This window comes from Staphylococcus auricularis, from assembly GCF_001500315.1.
GTDB classification, from domain to species: Bacteria; Bacillota; Bacilli; order Staphylococcales; family Staphylococcaceae; genus Staphylococcus; species Staphylococcus auricularis.
In genome coordinates this window covers 92,381-113,790 of sequence record NZ_LLER01000001.1, presented here as the reverse complement: position 1 = coordinate 113,790, position 21,410 = coordinate 92,381, and the positions used below count along the sequence as shown (strand labels likewise).

Annotated in this window: 15 protein-coding genes; 5 read left to right on the top strand and 10 right to left on the bottom strand. The window is 38.4% G+C overall.

The window, feature by feature from the left end; genetic code table 11:
• Positions 1–17: 17 nt before the first annotated feature.
• The 3 genes from rbsU to APS80_RS00450 form a co-directional block, all read right to left on the bottom strand.
• A complete protein-coding gene (rbsU, locus tag APS80_RS00460) occupies positions 18–902 on the bottom strand; it encodes a ribose/proton symporter RbsU (protein WP_059106321.1) in 885 nt (294 codons plus the stop codon).
• A 301-nt stretch (positions 903–1,203) separates the two neighbouring features.
• Complete coding sequence (gene mqo, locus APS80_RS00455; RefSeq protein WP_059106320.1) at positions 1,204–2,682, bottom strand: malate dehydrogenase (quinone); 1,479 nt, start codon at positions 2,680–2,682, stop codon at positions 1,204–1,206.
• Between the two features lie 375 nt (positions 2,683–3,057).
• A complete protein-coding gene (locus APS80_RS00450; protein ID WP_145959328.1) occupies positions 3,058–3,384 on the bottom strand; it encodes a hypothetical protein in 327 nt (108 codons plus the stop codon).
• Positions 3,385–3,800: 416 nt separating this feature from the next.
• Between APS80_RS00450 and mbcS the strand changes: the two genes are divergently transcribed.
• Positions 3,801–5,393 carry an acyl-CoA synthetase MbcS gene (mbcS, locus tag APS80_RS00445; RefSeq protein ID WP_059106318.1) on the top strand — a complete coding sequence of 531 codons (1,593 nt, stop codon included), beginning with the start codon at positions 3,801–3,803 and terminating at the stop codon, positions 5,391–5,393.
• A gap of 71 nt (positions 5,394–5,464) precedes the next feature.
• Here the strand turns inward: mbcS and APS80_RS00440 are convergent, their stop codons facing one another.
• Together APS80_RS00440 and APS80_RS00435 are read right to left on the bottom strand one after the other, a co-directional pair.
• A complete protein-coding gene (locus tag APS80_RS00440; protein WP_059106317.1) occupies positions 5,465–6,952 on the bottom strand; it encodes an aldehyde dehydrogenase family protein in 1,488 nt (495 codons plus the stop codon).
• A gap of 406 nt (positions 6,953–7,358) precedes the next feature.
• Positions 7,359–8,336: a choloylglycine hydrolase family protein gene (locus APS80_RS00435; RefSeq protein ID WP_059106316.1), complete on the bottom strand. Its 978-nt coding sequence runs from the start codon at positions 8,334–8,336 to the stop codon at positions 7,359–7,361.
• Between the two features lie 121 nt (positions 8,337–8,457).
• Between APS80_RS00435 and APS80_RS00430 the strand changes: the two genes are divergently transcribed.
• Complete coding sequence (locus tag APS80_RS00430) at positions 8,458–10,077, top strand: glucosaminidase domain-containing protein (RefSeq protein WP_059106315.1); 1,620 nt, start codon at positions 8,458–8,460, stop codon at positions 10,075–10,077.
• 131 nt (positions 10,078–10,208) lie between these two features.
• On the opposite strand, the gene APS80_RS00425 is transcribed toward APS80_RS00430, so the two are convergent.
• Positions 10,209–14,009, bottom strand: a complete 3,801-nt coding sequence (locus APS80_RS00425) for a Rib/alpha-like domain-containing protein (RefSeq protein ID WP_059106314.1) — start codon at positions 14,007–14,009, stop codon at positions 10,209–10,211.
• A gap of 360 nt (positions 14,010–14,369) precedes the next feature.
• Here APS80_RS00425 and APS80_RS00420 point away from each other — a divergent pair, with 360 nt between their 5' ends.
• Both APS80_RS00420 and APS80_RS00415 read left to right on the top strand, forming a co-directional pair.
• Entirely contained in the window at positions 14,370–15,128 is a 759-nt protein-coding gene (locus tag APS80_RS00420; RefSeq protein ID WP_059106313.1) for an ABC transporter ATP-binding protein, read from the top strand.
• A complete protein-coding gene (locus APS80_RS00415) occupies positions 15,118–16,983 on the top strand; it encodes an FtsX-like permease family protein (protein ID WP_059106312.1) in 1,866 nt (621 codons plus the stop codon). The genes APS80_RS00420 and APS80_RS00415 overlap by 11 nt, the downstream gene beginning before the upstream one ends.
• A gap of 126 nt (positions 16,984–17,109) precedes the next feature.
• Here APS80_RS00415 and APS80_RS00410 read toward each other — a convergent pair whose 3' ends face one another.
• Genes APS80_RS00410 through APS80_RS00400 form a run of 3 tightly spaced genes read right to left on the bottom strand, consistent with a single transcriptional unit; the run spans position 17,110 to position 20,083 of the window.
• Positions 17,110–18,285, bottom strand: coding sequence for an ABC transporter permease (locus APS80_RS00410; RefSeq protein WP_059106311.1), 1,176 nt, complete (start codon positions 18,283–18,285; stop codon positions 17,110–17,112).
• Positions 18,282–18,962, bottom strand: a complete 681-nt coding sequence (locus tag APS80_RS00405) for an ABC transporter ATP-binding protein (protein ID WP_059106310.1) — start codon at positions 18,960–18,962, stop codon at positions 18,282–18,284. The genes APS80_RS00410 and APS80_RS00405 overlap by 4 nt, the downstream gene beginning before the upstream one ends.
• Entirely contained in the window at positions 18,959–20,083 is a 1,125-nt protein-coding gene (locus APS80_RS00400; RefSeq protein ID WP_059106309.1) for an efflux RND transporter periplasmic adaptor subunit, read from the bottom strand. The genes APS80_RS00405 and APS80_RS00400 overlap by 4 nt, the downstream gene beginning before the upstream one ends.
• Before the next feature lie 323 nt (positions 20,084–20,406).
• Here APS80_RS00400 and APS80_RS00395 point away from each other — a divergent pair, with 323 nt between their 5' ends.
• On the top strand, positions 20,407–20,775 hold the full coding sequence (locus APS80_RS00395) for a 6-pyruvoyl trahydropterin synthase family protein (protein WP_059106308.1): 369 nt from the start codon (positions 20,407–20,409) through the stop codon (positions 20,773–20,775).
• A 55-nt stretch (positions 20,776–20,830) separates the two neighbouring features.
• Here APS80_RS00395 and APS80_RS00390 read toward each other — a convergent pair whose 3' ends face one another.
• A complete protein-coding gene (locus APS80_RS00390; protein ID WP_059106307.1) occupies positions 20,831–21,307 on the bottom strand; it encodes an ASCH domain-containing protein in 477 nt (158 codons plus the stop codon).
• Positions 21,308–21,410: the final 103 nt, after the last annotated feature.

Genomic DNA, 21,410 nt, shown 5'->3' with positions numbered 1-21,410 from the left:
CAGCTTTACTGAACGTATTATCTAATAAATACCGTTACAGCTGCAGCTCCGATGATCAATACTAAACCGACGATGGTCACAAGGAGTTCTTTTGGTGTCTTCCGTTGATTTAAGAAGAAGATACCTGTCAGCGTTGCGAGCACAACAGATGTTTGTGACAAGATAAAGCCTGTCGCAAGTCCATTCATATTTGGTTGTGCTGAAATTAAGTAAGTTAACGCCGCAAATGCGAAGAAGAATCCTGAAATAATTTGTAACCAAGACACTTTTTCGGCAAATGGATTGATGCCTTGTTTCATCGTCATCAGACCGAAGATGACCGCAACGATGACCATCCCAATCGCTTGAGGGAAGAACGCCGTTGTACCTGATAAATCCGTCGCTTGTGGCGCTGCAGAATATGCCCAATACCCAATTTCACCGATGAGTAATAAGAGTACAGCTTTTCTTAAATTTTTACTGTTTTTCGCTTCACCATGTTCACTCCAAACGGTCATATAGGCACCGATAATAATCACGATAAGCGCAGAAAATCCAATGATTTTATTAGTGAGCGTTGGCCAATCTCCTAACGCAAACACACCCCATAATGACGCACCTAACAGTTGAAAAGCGGTCGTTATCGGCATGGTCCGTGATGAACCAATTAAACTAAATGCTTTAAATGTATAAATTTGACCAAAGCTCCATCCAGCACCTGAAATCAGTGAGAAAAATAAATTCCATCCTGTAGGGAAGGAAGTCAGGGATAATAATAAAAAGACAGCACTAAAAATAAGTGTTCCCACTGTGGCACCGATGATTTGGTTGACTGGTCTACCGCCGATGAGTGAAGCTACGGTTGGAAAGAGCCCCCACCCAAACAACGGACCTAGTCCTATGAGTAATGCCGTGACATCCATACTTACACCTCTCTGTTTTTTCGTAAGAACTGTGTTAAAACATCTTCACAAACGTTTTACCAACATAGAATAACACGTTTATTTTTTAAATGCATACGCTTTCCTATTTCATTTTGAAAAAATTTTTTGAGCGTGCAAATAGATTTGAAAACCATCGAAGCCTGGGCTGGTACAAACAAAAAACAGCGATTCTTAACTTAATAAAAATCGCTGTCTTCAGCTTAGCACTTTGAGACAAACAGAAATTAGGAAAATGTCATACATTGATAGCTATTTTTCTATCCTGTCTGCATCAACTCAATTATTTATCTAATTGTAATGTTTTATTCGTTTGTTTACGGATTTTATGCATTAACTTCGTATCTGTAATGAGTGATTCGCCATATGATGGAATGATTTCTTTAATTTTATCTGACCAACCATATTGAGCGAAGTTACGTTCTAATACTTCTAATGCCACAGATACAGATGTTGAAGCCCCTGGAGATTCACCGAGTAATGCGATGACAGAGTGGTCTTGAGAGTTCACAACTTCTGTACCGAATTGAATGAAGCCGCGACCATGGTCTTTCGTATCTTTAATGACTTGGACACGTTTACCAGCAATGTGTAATTCCCAATCTTCATCTCTCGCATCAGGCACAAAGCGACGTAATTCTTTCATACGATCTTCTTTTTTCATTAATACTTGTTGAATCGAATATTTCACAAGTGGGAAGTTTTTCAAACCTGCTGAAGCCATCGTTAATAAGTTGCTTGAGTTCAACGATTTGAATAAGTCTAGGTTAGAACCATTTTTTAAGAATTTCGGTCCAATCGCCGCAAATGGTCCAAATAATAGACTGATACCGCCGTTAATGTAACGTTTGTCTAAGTGAGGCACAGTCATTGGTGGTGTGCCAGGTGGTTCTTTACCGTAAACCTTCGCATCATGTTGTTCCACGACTTCTGGTTTACGACATACGAGGAACGCCCCACTGATTGGGAAACCACCCAAGTGTTTACTTTCTGGGATACCTGTTTTTTGTAATAACGGAATCGCATGACCGCCCGCACCGATAAATATGTAGTCTGTAATATGTGTTTCGACAGTATTATCTCTTAAATCTTTAACGCGGACTTCCCATTTTCTGTCTTTACGTTGATTGAAGCCAACGACTTCATGACGATAATGAACGGTTGCGTGATCAGATTCGCTTAAGTTTTTCGCCATTTGACGTGTAAGTTCACCGAAGTTCACATCTGTACCGTAGTCGATTTTGCTTGCTGCTACAGGCACATTAGAATCACGGCCTTGCATCATGAGTGGCATCCATTGCGCTAATTTCTCTTTATCTTCTGTGTATTCCATACCCTCGAACATAGGGTGTTGAGATAATGTCTCGAAACGACGTTTTAAGAAGCTCACATCTCTTCGACCCATAACGAAACTAATATGTGGTAATGGACGAATAAACGCTTGTGGGTCTTCGATTTCTTTATTTTGAACTAAATAAGACCAGAATTGTTTAGAAATTTCAAACTCTTGGTTGATTTCTTTGGCTTTTTCGATATCGATAGAGCCGTCTTTTTGTTCGACCGTGTAGTTTAATTCGCAAAGTGCTGCATGACCTGTCCCGGCATTGTTACTTTCGTTTGAACTTTCAATTGCTGGACGATCGAGTCGTTCATACAAAGTGATGTTCCAATCAGGTGCAAGATGTTTTAGCAACGTACCAAATGTCGTACTTAACACGCCTGCACCAATCAAGATCACATCTTTAGATTGTGTGTTACTCATAATGTTCCACCTTCCTAGTTGATAATAAGGAAATCATCGTACTTTACCGTATTCAATTTTTCCTATGTTAACAATCCAATTTATTATAAACGCAGTTCAACCTCACTATAACCACACATGAGACCAAACCGCCTTTACTACATTCTACTTATTTTTTATATCTTTTTTTGGCTATAAAATGAATTTTTGAAGCTTCTAGTGCTTATTTTAAGCTAACGCCCCATGAATGTAAAGGTCCAATGAGTGAAATTTTAAAAAGGGCGCATTGAAAGCGATGAAGAGACTATCAAAAGCATATAACGTGCTTCCAATCTCTATCTATTTAGTATTAAGCGCCACATTTTCTAACTCATCACTACAATTCGTTACATAGTATTAATTTTCCTCAGAATAATAAATATAATAAACCTCATCTATAAAATCTTGGATCATATCTTCCTCATAGTCATTCGCAATTTTTTCACAATCTTCATTTTGATAACTTTTATATTGACTTATATATTCAAAATAATGGCCTACTTCATGGGCAAATATACGTAATATATTTAGTTCTGCATCGAAATCCCCCATCTTTTTGAGAAGCCTTTGATAAGAACTAGTAGAAATATTTACTTTTGGGTAACGAATACAATGTAATATCATATAACGAGTAATAAATCGTTCTTGTTCGCAAATCAACTTGGCAATCATTCCAATCTCCATAACTGATGATAGGTTGATCATGTATCACCAGCGTGAATTCGTTTTTAAAATCTCTATAACGCATGAGCCAAGCTACAAATTCTTGCAAAATATTTTTGTATTTTACTTTCTGAGACTTGAACTCTAAATTAACATTTACCATTTGAATCACTTTCTCTTCTTATTAGATCCTCTCGTTTTTTACCGCCTTTTAGCTGACCCTTCTTCCACTTATTTTTCAACTTAAATATACCACGAATCACTTTTAAAATGTTGCCAATTTTTAAAATAAAATGGTCAGTATGACGCATGGTCATCGTCTTTCGTAGCAACGCGCATCTTACTGGATAACCGTTTTCGGTAAATTTTTTATTTTCAATATGATATACTCAACACATTGTAGAATGTATATCATAAATGAATTAGGAGACTTTAAAATGGAGAAAGCAGATTTAATTGCACCAGAACAATATAATATCGTGACTGCATTTGAACAATATGCATCCGACGAGTCAAGAAAAGCAGTGATTCTGCAAGACGAAAAGAATGAAATAAAGGAAATTACATATGCGAACCTAATCAAACGTGCGAATCAAATCGGTAATATGTTTTTAGCACATGGTTTACAAAAAGGGGACAAAGTGTTGATCATGATGCCTAGAGCCATTGAAACATATGCCCTCTATATTGCAGCATTAAAAATAGGTCTCATCATTATTCCTTGTTCAGAAATGTTAAGAACGAAAGATTTACAGTACCGTATTACACACAGTGAAGCAAAAGCGGTCGTGTCTATCGCTAAAGGGACTGAAGAATTCGCAGGTGTAGATGAATTCGACCAACTAACTAAATTTATCGTAGATGGTTCAGAAACAAATTGGGTTTCACTTGAAGACGCTGCTGAAAAAGAAAGCACTGAACTCGAAACAGCTGCTACATCAAGAGATGATATCGCCTTCCTTCCGTATACTTCAGGTACAACAGGCAATCCAAAGGCTGTCATTCATACACATGGCTGGGGTTACGCACACTTACGCATGGCACCAGAACACTGGTTATGCATCCACAAAGATGACATCGTGTGGGCAACAGCAGCACCCGGCTGGCAAAAATGGGTATGGAGTCCATTCCTTTCTGTCTTAGGTTCCGGTGCTACCGCTTTCGTCTTTCAAGGTCGCTTTGAAGGTAGTAAATACCTCGAACTATTAGAAAAACATCAAATCAATGTCTTATGTTGTACGCCAACGGAATACCGCATCATGGTTAAATCAGGACATTTGAGTGACTACGATTTAAGCCACTTACACAGTGCAGTGTCCGCAGGTGAACCATTGAATAAAGAAGTTGTAAACCAATTCCAAGACAACTTTGATATCACTGTTCGTGATGGTTACGGTCAAACTGAAAGCACATTACTCATCGGTTTCTTAAAAGATACACCGTACCGACCAGGTTCTATGGGTAAAGCCATCCCAGGAAGTTACGTCACAATCGTGGATGATGACGGTCAACCACTCGGCCCTAATGAAGTCGGTAATATCGCTGTACCGTTAGATTTACCTTCATTATTCAAAGGTTATTACAAAGATAAAAAACGTACAGAAAATCCACAACGCGGTGATTATTTCATCACTGGTGACCAAGCGTTACAAGACGAAGATGGTTATTTCTGGTTTGATGGCCGTAAAGATGACATCATCATCAGTTCAGGTTATACCATAGGACCGTTCGAAATCGAAGACTCACTAACCAAACATCCTTCCGTGAAAGAATGTGCCGTAGTCGCAAGTCCGCATGAAATCAGAGGTAATATCGTTAAAGCATTCGTTATCCTAAACGATGATTCAGAAGCAACAGACGATACTGTCAAAGCCTTACAACAATACGTCAAACAAGACGTTGCACCTTACAAATATCCACGTGCCATCGAGTTCGTTGATGATCTACCAAAAACAAACTCTGGTAAAATCCGTCGTGTTGAATTAAGAGAGCTCGAACAACAACGTTTCGAAAATAACAAAAATCACTAATCATTTATTATAAAAAAATCCCGGCGTCAAAGTGAACGCCGGGATTTTTGTGTCTTGTTTTATTGTATGGCTTAATAGAAGCCCATACGTTCGTTGCTTGTATCAATATAGATATTTTTAACTTGTTGATAGTTTGCAAGGGCATCTTTATATGTTTCTCTTCCGATACCAGATTTTTTGTAACCGCCAAATGGAGCGCCTTCATTCACTTGGTTGTAAGTGTTAATCCAAACGCGACCTGTACGAACTGATTTTGCAATGTTAAGTGCACGTGTAATATCTTGAGAGAATACGCCACCAGCGAGGCCATATTCAGAGTCATTTGCGATGCGAACCGCTTCTTCATCATCTTTGATCTTGATAACTGAAAGCACTGGACCAAAGATTTCTTCTTGTGCTAATTTATTTTGGTTATCTGGTAGTTCAATGAGTGTTGGTTCAAAGAAATAACCTTTTTTAAGTTCACCATCAGTTAAACGATGACCGCCGACAAGAATGTTGGCATCAGATTTTTTCGCATGGTCAACATAGCTTTGAATTTTATCAATTTGTTCTTCACCAGTTTGACTACCCATTTGTGTATTTTCATCTAATGGGTCGCCTACTTTGATATTGCTGAATGCTTCTTTCAAGCGAGAAATGACTTCGTCGTAAATATTTTCATGAACGAGTAATCGTGAACCAGCACTACATACCTCACCTTGGTTGAATAAAATACCGAGTTGAATACCTTCGATAGTAATATCAAGGTTTGCATCATCTAAGATAATGTTGGCACTTTTACCACCAAGTTCAAGTGTAGCAGGAACTAAACGTTGTGCTGCGGCATCTGCAACTTTGTAACCCACTGATGTTGACCCAGTGAATGAAAGTTTCGCAATATCTTCGTGATTAAAGATTGCGTTACCAGATTCAGAACCTTTACCAGTTAAGATATTTACGACACCTGCAGGTAACACTTCTTGGAAAATTTTAGCAAGTTCAATCAATGTGAGTGGTGTTGAAGATGAAGGTTGAATCACTACAGTATTACCTGCTGCAATCGCTGGTGCAAGTTTCCATGATGCAAGAAGAAGTGGGAAGTTCCATGCTACGACTGCACCTACCACGCCGATCGGTTCATGGCGGACGATACTCATTGTATTTTCGTCGAGATCGTTTACTGTACCTTCATCTGTTTCAATAACACTACCGAAATATTTAAAGTGACGTGCTGCATTTGGAACATCGATCGCACTTGTTTCACGAATCGGTTTACCATTATTCAATGTTTCGATAGTCGCAAAACGATCTTTATTTTCTAAAATTTTGTCGCCAATTTGTTTTAAATATTCAGCACGTTCTGTATTAGAAGTACGGCTCCAGCTTTCAAATGCGTTTTTCGCAGCGTCTACAGCTTTATCGACATCAGATTCGTCGGCTTTAGCGACTTTAGATAACAATGCACCCGTAGCTGGGTTGTATACTTCGATTTGTTCACCTGTTGAACTAGGGACAAATTCGTTGTTAATGAATAAATTGTAACTATCATCTATATAATCTTTAATGTTAATTGCCATAAATATCTACTCCCTTGTAGTTATTACGTAGCGTATTTGCTTCGTTTAAAGCTAATTCAAAAACGTATATGGACTTGATACAAAGACATTCATTACTTTGATTGAAAAAGAACGATGCCTTTACTGTATGCATTTTCCTTTCACAATCAACTTTAAACTTAAAAACCGATTACAATTTTAGTTTGTTAACGTATTATTGTAGCAAAGTTGTTTTGTAAACGTTTACATAATTATTTTCTCATGTTTTCGCATAAAATAACACTATCTTGCTTGAACACTCAATGTACATATAAAAAGAGTGACACAGCCGCCATTGAAGTTCGCTGTCTCACTCTAAATAATATAGTGATTTATATGATAAAGCTGAAGTAAAAATTGATATGATTTCGTGTATATTAGTGAGCGGTTAATTTAACTTACGCGTCACAAAAGCCGTTTCAGGTTCAAAGAACGTCATTTCATCTCTCGTAATCAATGATTCAGTAAGTTCTAATTCCGTAATTTCCGTACTGTCATACCATTTCACATAGAGCGCCGGTTTCGTTAAATTCAATACAGTCACATAAAGCGTATAGTGATACGGATCCACATTCGGTGATAAGACCCCTTTTGGAATGCTGACCGAATTTAATATTTTAAAAGCATCTAAAATATCATGTGATGGATATCCATCATGTGCAATATATTGTTTAAGAAAAGCAGCACGTACAAAACGTTCAGGTGACGTATAACCTCCTGGTAAACCATATGTGCCATTTTCGTTACCTTTATATGACACGTTATCTTCAAGGTCAATAGAATCATGTTGAGCAGGTGTAATATGTTTATAGCGTTCTAAATTACGATAATGCCAGTCTAATCCAGGATCATTCGTCAATACCCCTACAGGATTCTCTGTTAAATTAAAGCTCCCATCTTCAAAGGTTAATTCTACTGAACGCCCTGTCGCATCTGAAACATGATAATGTACAGGTGGTGCCTCAGAAATATCATCTAACACATCCGCGACGAGATTAACCTCACTTTTATTTCGTTCCAAATCGTCGATATCTTGATTATATCCAAGAATCCAAAAGATGGTTTCTGTATGGGCAATGTTCATTTTCCCAGGTTTAATTTTTGTACCGTAACTTGCATAACCACGTGCATACTGTACAGAGACGGCTAAGCCATGTTCATTGACACCATCACCGTAGAGATAACCACCCATGTCACAACCTGTGCCAATGAAGCCATATTTGGTGCGTCCTTTATAATCTATACGTGATTCCCAGTAGTAGTTACGCGGCGTCACAGAAGGCATCCCAGCTAATGGAAACGTATAATCCATCGTACGCCCCATAATCACTTGATCATTTGATTTAAATGTAAAACCAGTACACATCCATCTTCACTCCTCTGCGAAAACTATCTTCAGTTATTACCTCTCATTATAACGACACTCTATATACGATACCAGTCAATACAATTATAAATAATGATTTTATAGAAAAGAGGCTCCTCATTTGAAAAATCCCCGATTACTCTTTAACGTCATATCTACTACGCTTCTACTTTCAACTTTCACTACTGCGACGACGATTGCGACGACCGATCAAAGTAAGGTTAACCAGACAGACCCTCCTAAAAATGACGCTGAGTCAACGGATGTGCAGAAAAAGAAAGAGGTAAAGATGGAATCCGAGCCTGAATCAGCTCAGGCAAAGCCAACAACTGAAACAATTGATAAAAACAATGTTCCAACCTCAGAGGTGAATTCAAAACCAGCTAAACAAGAGACACCATCCACTGAAAAGCCTAAAACGCCTGAATCCCAAACTCCTGCGCGCAACTCTAATGTAGAACCACATAAACCTTCACCTACACAGAATCAAGCATCTCCTCCAAACCAAACGAACCATGTCCAAAAGCAACCTCACGTTGAGAGAGCTCCAAAAACAAATAAAGAAAATCCTCAAACTCAAAAGACAAGCAAAGAAAAACCCCACAATTCTAAAGAACAAAGTAAGAAGGAAAAGGCCAAAGAAACAAAAACTGATTCAGTTAAAAAACACACAAGCAAAAAACAGGAGCCTAAAAAGAAAGAAGCCTCTGACAAACCGCACAAGAACACGGAAAAATCTGCACGTGTAGAATCGATAACTAACACTAACATATCTCATACTGAAGCCGCACCCGATGAGCCTTTCGTCATTGTAGATAGCAAAGAAACACGACAATTTATTAAATCGATTGCTAAAAAGGCACATTGTATCGGACAGAAGCAAAATCTCTATGCTTCTGTACTCATCGCGCAAGCTGTTCTGGAATCTGGTTCTGGCCTAAGTCAACTGGCCCAACAGCCTAACTATAATTTGTTTGGAATTAAAGGAAATTACAAAGGAAAATCAGTGCAGTTTAAAACGCTAGAAGTAGATAAAGACCAACGAACTTATAAAACGTATGCGACATTTCGTAAATATCCTAATTATAAGGCGTCACTCCTCGACTATGCTCAGTTATTAAAACACGGCATAGACGGAGATGCTTTATTTTATCAATCGACTTGGAAGAATAAAACGCGTTCTTATCGTGATGCGACCCATTATTTAGCTGGCACATACGCTTCAGACCCCAATTACGCACAAAAGCTCAATGCGCTCATAGAACATTATGATTTAACTCGTTTTGATAACAAGAAACGTCCGAATCTCGATGCCTTTGTATCAGAAACATCTGCGCCGTCATCTCATCATTTTGTTCCTTTTAAAGAAATAGCTACAAATGGGGTTTATCCATATGGTCAATGTACATGGTACGTCTACCAACGTATGGCACAGTTTAACAAATCTATTGGAGCAGACTGGGGCAATGCCCACGAATGGAATAATCAAGCTCAAATACAAAACTATCGTATTCTTTCATCACCTGAGCCTCATACCATCGCAGTTTTTGAAGCAGATCAACTAGGCGCCCATCCACAATATGGACACGTCGCATTTGTAGAAAAAGTACATAAAGATGGTTCAATTACGATATCAGAGTCCAACGTGAAAGGCCTAGGTAAAATCTCTCATAGAAAACTAACTGCAAAAGATGTTGGAAAGCTCAAATATATAGAAGGGAGAACAGTAACTCAATCATAGGAGTGAGTAAATTGATACCGTTTCACGTGGAACGACAAGCAGATTGGAGTAGCGTCAAACGCGAATTAAACTTCCTAAATAAAAAGAAAAGAGGCCGAGCATTTAAGATCGACCTCTAATCATGGGATCAATTATTTTTCTTCTTTATCTTTACGTCGTCTACCGAATAAGAATATAGAACCAAGAGCGGCGAATAATCCACCTAAAAGCGTCGCGTTTTGGTTAGAAGTTTCACCTGTATCAGGTAATTTTTGATCTTTCATTGCTGCAGCATCATCATGATGTTTCGCATTGTCATTGCTCATAGATTGAGATTGATTTGCTTCAACATTTGATTGTTCATTAGCCATGTTAGATCCTGATTGATCACCCATGTTTGGAGAAGATGTTGAATGATCTCCACCATTCATGTCAGAACTTTCACCGTTTTGCGTATCAGTATTTGAACCTGATTCATCTTCTGTGTTTGATCCTGTGTCAGAATCTGATTCTGAGTCATTGCCTTGATTCATATTAGAATCTCCACCTGTTTCTGTGTCAGTATTATTACCTGATCCATCACCTGTGTTTGATCCTGTATCAGTACCTGATCCTGAATTATCTCCGTGATTCATGTTAGAATCTCCACCTGTTTCTGTATCAGTGTTATTGCCTGATCCATCACCTGTGTTTGATCCTGTATCAGTACCTGGTCCTGAATTACCTCCATTATTCATGTCTGATCCTTCTTTCACAGTTACTGGTACTTTGATGTGGTCTTTAGAACCATCTGGATATTCAATTGTCACATCGATTTCAGTTGTACCCGGAATACTACCATCTGGTAATTGTCCTGGATTATCAATCGTTACTTTTGGATGATCTCCATCGATTGGATAATTCGGAATTGAGATTGCTCCGATAACATCGTCCGCTGTAATTGGTGTGCCATGTTCTTTTGTCACTTTATCTACATGCGGTTCATATTTAGAAGCATCTGTTTCTTTACCGATTGTAATTGGTACTTTCACTTTATCTTTCGTGCCATCTGGGTACTCAACCGTTACCTCCACTTCCGTTGTGCCTGGTGTGTTACCATCAGGTACTTGATTTGGATCGAATGTAATCTTAGGCGGTTGACCATCACTTGGATAATTAGGAATCGTAATCGCATTCGTGATATCTTCCGGCGTTACCGGTGTTCCATGATCTTTCGTCACTGTGCCTGGTACCGGTTCGTATTTAGAAGCATCTGACTGTTTACCGATCGTTACCGGAACTTTCACTTTGTCTGTTGATCCATCTGGATACTCAACTGTTACGTTGACTTCCGTTGTACCTGAAGTGTTTCCGTTTGGAATTTGGCTATCTTCAAATGTGATCTTAGGCGGTTGACCATCCGTTGGATAATTAGGAATCGTAATGGCGTTTGTGATGTCTTCCGGTGTTACTGGCGTACCGTAATCTTTAGTTACTTCTTTTGCAGTTGGTTCGTATGTTTTAGCATTTGTAACTTTAACAACGAATGAGTCTGCTGCAACTTCTTTATCAGCAACAATTAAGATAGCTGTGTAAACATCGCCATCTTTAACGTTACTTGGAACTGTAAATGTACCTTTAGTTTCCCCATCTTTGATTGATGTAATATCTCCAGTATTTTTAACTACCCTACCTGTTTTATCTCTCCACTCGATACGAGTTGGTAATGGAGATAGCTGCGTACCTGTAATATCAATGTTGACTTTATCACCTGCTACAGCTGGTTTATCTGTATTGTTGTAATTAACAATATTAAGGTCTACGTCTGTAGAAGATTCAACGACAGCAAAGTTAACATTATACCACATTGGGCGCATAGCTGGGTTTTGTGCCGGTGCTGCTTGCGGTGTGAATGATAAGTTACTGTTAGGTGCTCTAAATTCTGGAGTTGTAAATGATGAATAAGCTTTGATGATGTTACCTTTTTTATCTAAAACATAGCCATATACATGTTGATCATCTAATGTACCATTAGGGAATCTTAACGTATACTTACCTTCCCCATCTGTTTCACCATATACAGTAGCTGAAATATACTCAGGATGTTGTGTAAGTAAGCGTTTTGTTGCTGCTGCTTTTTCTGCATCTGGTAATCTTTCAATCTGCGCTTTATACGCTTGTCCGCCTTCTTTTGTTAATGAAGACATAACCACTGTATAGCCGACTGCTACTGGATCTCTAAGGTTTTTATTTGGTCCTGTAGCAGAGTTAAATTCATCACCTGCACCCGTTTCTAACCAAACGTGACCAGAAATTGTATTTTTCGCTTGTACTACTACAGCCGGTGCTGCTAAAGGACCTTGTGTATCATGAATCCATTGTTTATTATTTTTAGTCATATAACCATTCGTTGGTTGAATAGACATAAAGATACCTGTACGTTGCATGTTCGTACCAACTAATTGGAACTGACCGATATTCTTATCTGTTGTAGAATTAATGAATGTGCCAGGGAAGAAGCCACCTGCGACACGAAGCATAGACGCAGTGTTTCCGTTTCCTGTCTTGAAGTCGTTAATCCAGATACGATAACGTTGACCAGGACTCGCGCTAAATTTGTGTAACTTACCGTTGGCATCAACCCAACCTTGACGTAAATCAAACGCATAAGCACCTGGGCCTACTTCAGATCCATCTACTTTACTTAATTTATTTGTTGTACTTGCTGAATACGTTGGTGAAACCGCACCGTCTGTATCCATAAATTGTAAATAGACTTTTGTACCTTCAGGCACTGGTGTTAAACTGTTTGTCATTGTAGCTGGTGTACCTTTATCGACGAGCCAAGCACGTCCAGACAAAGTATTTGCCGCATTCGTTGCGTCAGTTGCTGTTTTGATATAGCCATTCTTAATCGCGTCTGCTTCAATCACTTTCTTACTTGCAGCAGTAATTTTTGGTTCATTCGCAGCTCTTGTGACTGCAGTACTTCTCGCTTCTCTTGTAGTACCTGGTAAAGTAGCAACGACTTCATCACGAGCTTGCTCATCTGCAAAGCGTTGCGCTAAAGCATAAGCAAATGATTCCGGTGTAATTTCAGAATCTTCTAACTCTAATGAATCTACGACTTTTTGGGCTTCTTCAGTAGAAACGTTTGTTACAGAAGCATAGTAAGCTGCAGCTGAAGCTTTATCATTCACATCTTCAATATCAAATGGTTGAGTTGATGATGTTGACGCTTCTTCTTTAGCAGGTTGCGCTGTTTCAGCTTTATGGTTCGTCGATTGCGCTTCTTCACCTTTATTGTCAGATTTAGCTTGTGGAGCTTCATCCGTCACTTCAAGCTTAACCACTTCATGTGAAGTTGGGGATTCAACGTCACTTTGTGGTTCTTCTTCAACAGTTGTCTCTTCTGTTTCTGTGCCAGGTGCTTCCTCCCCAGGGGCTTCAGTAGACTCTGATGCTTCTGAATCTTGTTCAGTCGCTTTGTCTGCCTCTGGCTCAGGTGTTTCTTGTGATGCAGGTGTTTCAACGTCAGATGTTGGTGCTTCAACGTCAGATTCAGGTTCCTCTTCTGTTGATTCGGCTTCAGTTTGACTTTCAGTTGATTCAGTTGCTGCTGAATCTTCAGTCACTGATGCATCATCTTCAGATGAAACTTCTGGTGATGCCTCTTCAGCTTCTGCTTCAGGAGCTTCAACCGCTTCAGTCACGTCTTGAGATGACGCTTTTGTTGCAGGTGCAGTTTCCACTGAACCTTGTGCTTCAGCATCTACCGTGTCTTCGTCAGTGTCAGCATCTTTGTTGCTATCACTCACATTAGACTCTTGATGTTCTACTTCACTCGCTTGTGCATGGTTGCCAATGCCGAAGATTAAGGTAGCTCCAATTAATAATGAAGCTGTTCCAACCGAAAATTTACGAATAGAATACCTGTTTCTTCGTTCTTTTTCTGTGAATTTAGAATTTTCCATCTATTTCATGTATCCTCCTTTAATTAAATAATTACAACCTTATTATACACAAATACAACTCGTTTGAAACCAAATTGTGTACATTTCTAGAATTATTTTAATTAGATTCGTTACATATAATTATTATTTTTAGGAACAAGCAAATAACAGTAAATACATTCAATTATATTAACCATTCTTTTAGTGGTAAGTTTTTTATTATTTATTTATTGTATTCGCTTTAGTATTACGCGTTTCCTGAGGGAATTCACGTTTCTTACAACACTGTAAGTTTTGCCTACGCATTTGTAATCTAAGATAAAGGCACCAGCTTTACTCCGGGCATACACTATATGTAACAACAAACTTAGGAGTGATTCGATGGATATTTTAAATGTAGATCATTTATCTAAAATATATGGTACTAAACGTCCTTTTAACGCATTGGACGATATTAATTTTTCAGTAGAAGAGGGAGAATTCGTCGCAATTATGGGGCACTCTGGTTCAGGGAAAACGACGTTACTGAACGTACTTAGCTCAATAGACACAGTCTCTAAAGGTAGAGTTGAAGTGAACGGAAAAGATATCAGTAAGTTAAATAACAAAAAGTTAGCAGATTTCCGTAAAACGCAACTTGGGTTTATCTTCCAAGATTACAGCTTATTACCCACTTTAACGGTGAAAGAAAATATTATGTTACCGCTCTCCGTTCAAAAGATGTCCAATAAAGATATGGAAGAAAATTATCAAATGGTTACAGAAGCTTTAGACATCAACCAATTAGGAGATAAATACCCTACTGAAATTTCAGGAGGACAACAACAGCGTGCAGCAGCAGCGAGAGCGTTCGTTCATCAACCTTCTATTATCTTTGCTGATGAGCCTACTGGGGCACTCGATTCTAAAAGTGCGCAAGATCTTTTAAATCGTCTCACTGATATGAACACGCAATTTAATTCTACAATCATCATGGTAACCCATGATCCGTATGCAGCTAGTTTCGCTCAACGTGTCATCATGTTGAAAGATGGACGCATTCATTCACAACTCCATCAAAAACAAAATTCGAAATCAGACTTCTATCAAAAAATCATTCATCTGCAAACCGAATTAGGTGGTGTGACTCATGAGTTTTAATCACATAGTACTGAAAAACTTAAGACAGAATTTGAAACATTATGCAATGTTTCTCATTTCATTATTATTAAGCATTATTATTTACTTTAGCTTCGCTACATTGAAATACACAGATGAAATTGCAGCAGAAAATGCACGTGTCATCAAGAATGGAGCTATGGTTGGGCTCTACGCTTTATTTGTCATCATCGTCGTCTTCTTAATGTATGCAAACCATTTATTTATTAAAAGACGGACAAAATCATTCGCTTTATTCCAACTGATTGGTCTAACAAGAGGTAATATTTTAAGAATGCTCTGTATCGAGCAACTCGCTTTCTTTGTCGCAACAGGTATACTCGGTATCTTATTAGGATTAGGCAGTTCTCAACTGTTACTGATTATCTTAGGTAAACTTATGGAATTAAAAGTTAATATCAACATTAGCTTTGAACCTAAGGCCTTACTCGTAACGTTATTGTTACTCGTCATCGCTTATATCCTTATTTTCATACAGAATGCACAATTTCTTAAAAAACGTAGTATCCTCACTATGATGAAAGATAGTTCTCAAACAGAAGCTAAAACGGCTCGTATTACACCTAAAGAAGTTCTAAGTGGTGTGCTCGGCATCATCATGATTGTCTTAGGATATTATTTATCAACTGAAATGATGGATAAATTCGCAAATATACTCACACCATTTATCATTTTAGCTTTAACGATTGTTGGTGCTTATTTATTCTTTAGAAGTACAGTTTCAGTCATTTTCAAATCACTGAAACGCTTGAAAAAAGGTCACGTAGGCATTACCGATGTGGTCTTCACTTCTTCTATTATGCATCGAATGAAGAAAAATGCGATGTCACTTACTGTTATTGCGATTATCTCAGCGATTACGGTCACTGTGCTTTGCTCTGCGACGATTGTCAAAGTCTCAACCGCAAAACAAATCGAAGCAGCTGCGCCGGAAGATTTTGATATTGTGGAAAATAAATTAGCTTCACAATTCGAAAACAAATTGCAACAAGCAAATATTCCATACAATAAAACGTCTTATCAAGTGCTTCAATCGCCAGTCAAACACAATAAAGTGTTCACCGTAGAAAGCGACAATGTGCCGTCGATTAATAGAACAACGCTTAGCTCAAATAATCATCTCAAAGGTAATGAAGCGAAAATCACAAACATATCAAGCCTCCCACAAAATATCAAAGTGAACTTGAATCAAACGGTGACAGTACAGGGTAAAACTAACGCTAAATTAAAAGTAACGTCTAAAGATGAAAATAAAGTTTATCCTGTAGAACTTACTGCTATGGCGCCCGTGCTTGAAGTGAGTCCTCAAGTCTATCAATCGCTCAGAACAGAGGAATTAGAAGTAACTGAACATGGCTACAATCTCAAAAATCAAGACGATATGGCAAAAGCTGAAAAAGTAGCTCAACAAGTCAACTCAGACATAGAATCTAAAAGACAAGTCACTAAATCAAACAATCAAACAGCGGGTATCATGATCTTTGTCTCAGCATTCTTAGGCTTTGCATTCTTAATCGCGGCGGGTTGTATCATTTACATCAAACAGATGGATGAAACTGAAGATGAACTACCAAGCTTTAAACTGTTACATCGTATCGGATTTACTAACAGTGATATGATGCCTGGATTAACACTCAAAGTTCTATTCAACTTTGGTCTACCTCTCATCATCGCATTGCTGCACAGCTTTTTCGCAGCCAGTGCCTTTATGAACATCATGAGTAGCTCATCACACACCCCGGTCTTCATCGTCATGATTGTCTATACTATCGTTTACGCAATCTTTGCGCTGATCGCATTAATTCATTCAAGACGAATGATCAACCAAGCTCAATAATATTGAACAATTAAATGAGGAAGACAAAAAGAATCCCTCTAAACCTAACTTATGTCCTAATAAGTCTGATTTAGAGGGATTGTTCTATCTTAATATCGTGATAACTGAAGCTGGATGACACTATATCTATTTAATGATATCAATGAGTTCTTTTTTCGCAGCTGAGCGTGCGGGTACCCAACCAAAGACGATACCAATGAGTGTAGATACACCTACTGCTGTGAGTATAGAGCCTATCGTGACCGCACTCTTAATGTATTCTGGTGTCACGGCATCAATACCTTTAGATATCAAAATGCCTAGGATTAAGCCGATTAATCCTCCGAGAATACAAAGCACAACACTCTCAACTAAGAACTGAATTTCTATGTCTCGTGCTTTAGCACCAAATGCGCGTCGGATCGCAATTTCTTCTGTACGTTCGGCAACAGAGATGTACATGACATTCATCACACCGATACCTGCGATGAATAAGGAAATACCTGCTACGGCCGCAACAAAGTAAGTGATACCGTCAAAGACTTTGTTAATCCCTTTCATCATTTCTTCAATATCTGTGTAACTGTATTCTCCGTCTCCAACACCTGAACCACTCTTATTGAGTTTGTCTGCAGCTTTGTTCGCAGTTTCTTTCTTATCTGCATCTTCCGTAAGCGTCAATTGCAGTGATGGGAATTCTTGGTTTAAGTCTGCCATATAATGGTCAAACGTCTTCGCCGGCATATGTACGGCTGAGTCATTCATCGCATCGTTTTCTATGCCGACGACTTCAAAGCCTTGGCCTTCGATATAAAGCGTTTTACCCATCGGATCATTATTGAAGACGTCATCAGCGAGTTTATCATCGATCGTGACGACTTTATTTTGTAATTCATTATCATCCGCATCGAAACCTTTACCTTCCTCAGGCGTTTCTAGTGATTTGCGTTTGAGGATGTTGACCTCACCTTTTTTCTGGCTATTTGTCAGCTTCGCGGAATAACCCATGTCATCATCCACTTTCACTTTGGCGTCTTTAACACCCTCGATTTGTTTTACCGTATCGATATCTTGTGGACTAAATGGATTATCTTTCGGAGCTTCCCCGTTACTGGTCATAAAATCAATCACTGCGGAGTCTTTACCTGCACCGGATTCAGTCAATTCGTCATTCGCAGTCTTTTTAAAACCATTCCCTAAAGACATGATCGTAATAACTGCGGCAATTCCTATGATAATCCCGATCATCGTAAAGATGTTACGACGTTTATTTTTCAAAATTGATTTGAACGAGATGGCAATAATGTTAGGTAAATTCTTCATTCTACCACCTCTTCCCGTTGTACACGACCGTCTAGAATGTGAATGATGCGGTCCGCTTGATCTGCGACTTTGCGATCGTGTGTAACCATGATCATTGTTGTGTTATACGTTTGATTTAATTGAATGAAGAGTTCCATAATGTCTTTCGATGTCTTTGAATCGAGTGCACCTGTAGGCTCATCGGCGATAATAAATTTTGGCTGATTGATAATGGCACGAGCAATCGCTACACGCTGTTGTTGACCCCCGGACAGCTGATTAGGTACGAGGTTTTCTTTATCGAACAAACCAACGTCGTGTAACGTTTGTTTCACGCGATCTCTGCGTGCTTGTGAACCTAAGCCACTGTAGACGAGTGGGATGCTGACATTTTCTAAAATCGTGTTGTTTTGAATCAGTTTAAAGTTTTGAAACACAAAGCCTACCGTTTTATTTCGGATATTCGCAAGTTCATTATCAGAGGTTTCTTTATAGCTTTCATCTTTAAAAAGATAATCTCCTTCATAGCCTCGGTCGATAAAGCCTAAGATATTAATTAATGTACTTTTCCCCGAACCTGAAGGGCCCATGATGGCAACGAACTCACCTTCTTCAATCCGGATGTTGATGTCTTTTAAAATGTGATTTTCTTCGTCACCATTTTTAAAATGTCGATTGATATCTTTCAATTCTATCATGACGACACCTCAACTTTTTCTCCATCATTCATATACTTTTTCGGATTTTTAATGAGTTTGTCACCCTGTTTCAAACCATTTTCTACAAAGATTTCACCGTTTACTTTATTAATCTTGATGTTGCGTTTAGAAACTTTGTTTTCATCGTTTACGACAAAGACTTTATTGTCTTTTGTAAGTACTGATTTCGGAATTTTAATAGAGTTAAGTGGAATTTTCACATCAGTAGAATATCCGGCACGAATTGGGATATTGATATCACTGATGACAACGCTGTATTTAGATGATTCAGAATCACTGCCACCACTTGGGTCTGATTCAACGGGGTTAGACGCTTGAACGCTTCCGCCGCCGTCTTCACCTTCATCACCACCAGCAGCTGCTTCTCCGCCACCTGCTGCACTTTCACTCATTTTATCTTCATAACTTGTTGGTAGTTGTGAAATTTTCGTGATTTCACCTTTACCTGTCTTACCGTTGTTTGAAATTTTCACATCGACTTCATCACCGACTTTGATTTTATCTAAGTCATATTCTGAGACAGACGTTTTGATTTGAGGCTCATCTGCGACAAGTTGTAAAATCGGTTGGCCTTCTGATACTTCTTTACTATTTTGGATGTCGACTTTACCATCAAATGATGCGTAAACACTGTCGTTCACTTGTTGATCATATTGATCTAATTGTTTTTGTGCATCTGCAAGTGCACTTTCATCTTGCGCTAATTTCTTTTGAAGTTGATTGTCATATGGTTTTTGATTTATGTTGTTATAATCGTCATTCACGCTACTTTGAGCATCATCTATAGCGAGATCTTGGCGTTTGCCGCCGTTCACATCATAGCTGATTAACGGATCACCTTGATTTACGGAATCTCCGTCACTCACTTGTGTGCTAATATATGTACCAATTTGGCTATTATAGTTGTATGTTTTGACTGAACTTGGAGAAGCTTTACCTTCTAGTTTTAAAGGACTTTCTTTTTCGACTTCATACGTTTCGTATCCGTCTTTATCTTCTGCACTTTCGCTATTATTCACTTGTTTTAACACTGTTGCTACGACAATTAATGCAATGATTGCAACTACTGCTGCAATAATCCATACGAGTTTATTTTTCATATCGCTACCTTCCTTAACATTATTATAAATTGATAGTAACATATTTTTGTGCATTTATACTAGAAGGTAATTAATTGTCATCTTCTATTTTTGGAAAGTTGCTATATTTTTAAAAAATTAAATCTCCATTTTCGATTTAAAATGCCTTGAAAATAAGCTTGAGAGGTATTTTAAAATCACTTATTTTTCTATCAGCTTTATTTTTAAAAATTCGTCTTAACAAAATCTTTAAACTCAAATGTTGATGATTATACATCAAACCGTCATCACTTTATAATAAGAAAGAACAGTATTAACCACATCAAAATAAAGGGGATGAAACGATGGATTTCAACGAGATTCAACCACCTGAAACTATGCAATATCGTCAAGGACACGTCGTACTTAAGCAACAATATAACTTTACTGCTGACAATCGCATTTATTTTACGCAAACACAACACAAAGACCTACATAATCACGAATATTATCTCTATGTTGACGTGCTTTCTCCTATCAATACGTCAGGGATGGGTATGGATTTCAACGAGATTGACGCGATCTACAGCCAACATATTCAACCTCTATTGCACCACCAATTACTTAACGAAACGTTACCCAACTTTAATACTACTGCTGAAAATTTGGCATTGTGGTTATGGGATACCTTCGAGCATCATCTTCCTGAGGGTAACCATGTTTATCGACTTTAACTGTATGAAACACCTGAGCACGGCGTTGAATTAAACACGTCACTCAAACATGAATCTAGCAATCATCACTAATCACTCGTTGTTTCACTTCAAGATGTCGAACGAGTTCCCATATAGGATCAGACGGTTGAATCCCTCGATACGATTGCGGCACAGAAAAAGAGGGATCCTGCCGTTTCAACTCCGCCAACGTGACAAGTTCAAACAAATAGACAGCCTCAACCGGAATCGCATACCCTTGCTTAGCCTCTCCTAGATATGACTTGATCGCATCATAATGACCAGGTTGATCTCGTTCAGCTATAGCCGCAATTTCATCGACACGATCGATTACAGGCTGACCAAATTGAATCATGCCTACCACTTGTTTCTGGGTCTTAGAAATATAAATCAGCGCCTTAGTCGAATGCTTTTTAAACCGCTTCCGATACTCATAATGTTTCTCCCCACTTAGAATTTTATTAAAATAAGGTTCTTGAAGACTAAGTAAGATCACACTATCTGTTGGACCTATCAATTGTTGTAACTCCACTGCATCACCTTCTGTCAAAATCACATGTTATTACTTCAAATGCTACCGTAATCTCGTCATCCTGCCAACCACATACAAAAAGCGACCCCTATCTCATATGGAT

What these genes read in the sequence shown, in the direction of transcription:
- rbsU (WP_059106321.1), bottom strand. Translation starts at nt 902, where the DNA reads ATGGATGTCACGGCATTACTCATAGGACTAGGTCCGTTGTTTGGGTGG.
- mqo (WP_059106320.1), bottom strand. Translation starts at nt 2,682, where the DNA reads ATGAGTAACACACAATCTAAAGATGTGATCTTGATTGGTGCAGGCGTG.
- APS80_RS00450 (WP_145959328.1), bottom strand. Translation starts at nt 3,384, where the DNA reads ATGGAGATTGGAATGATTGCCAAGTTGATTTGCGAACAAGAACGATTT.
- mbcS (WP_059106318.1), top strand. Translation starts at nt 3,801, where the DNA reads ATGGAGAAAGCAGATTTAATTGCACCAGAACAATATAATATCGTGACT.
- APS80_RS00440 (WP_059106317.1), bottom strand. Translation starts at nt 6,952, where the DNA reads ATGGCAATTAACATTAAAGATTATATAGATGATAGTTACAATTTATTC.
- APS80_RS00435 (WP_059106316.1), bottom strand. Translation starts at nt 8,336, where the DNA reads ATGTGTACTGGTTTTACATTTAAATCAAATGATCAAGTGATTATGGGG.
- APS80_RS00425 (WP_059106314.1), bottom strand. Translation starts at nt 14,009, where the DNA reads ATGGAAAATTCTAAATTCACAGAAAAAGAACGAAGAAACAGGTATTCT.
- APS80_RS00420 (WP_059106313.1), top strand. Translation starts at nt 14,370, where the DNA reads ATGGATATTTTAAATGTAGATCATTTATCTAAAATATATGGTACTAAA.
- APS80_RS00415 (WP_059106312.1), top strand. Translation starts at nt 15,118, where the DNA reads ATGAGTTTTAATCACATAGTACTGAAAAACTTAAGACAGAATTTGAAA.
- APS80_RS00410 (WP_059106311.1), bottom strand. Translation starts at nt 18,285, where the DNA reads ATGAAGAATTTACCTAACATTATTGCCATCTCGTTCAAATCAATTTTG.
- APS80_RS00405 (WP_059106310.1), bottom strand. Translation starts at nt 18,962, where the DNA reads ATGATAGAATTGAAAGATATCAATCGACATTTTAAAAATGGTGACGAA.
- APS80_RS00400 (WP_059106309.1), bottom strand. Translation starts at nt 20,083, where the DNA reads ATGAAAAATAAACTCGTATGGATTATTGCAGCAGTAGTTGCAATCATT.
- APS80_RS00395 (WP_059106308.1), top strand. Translation starts at nt 20,407, where the DNA reads ATGGATTTCAACGAGATTCAACCACCTGAAACTATGCAATATCGTCAA.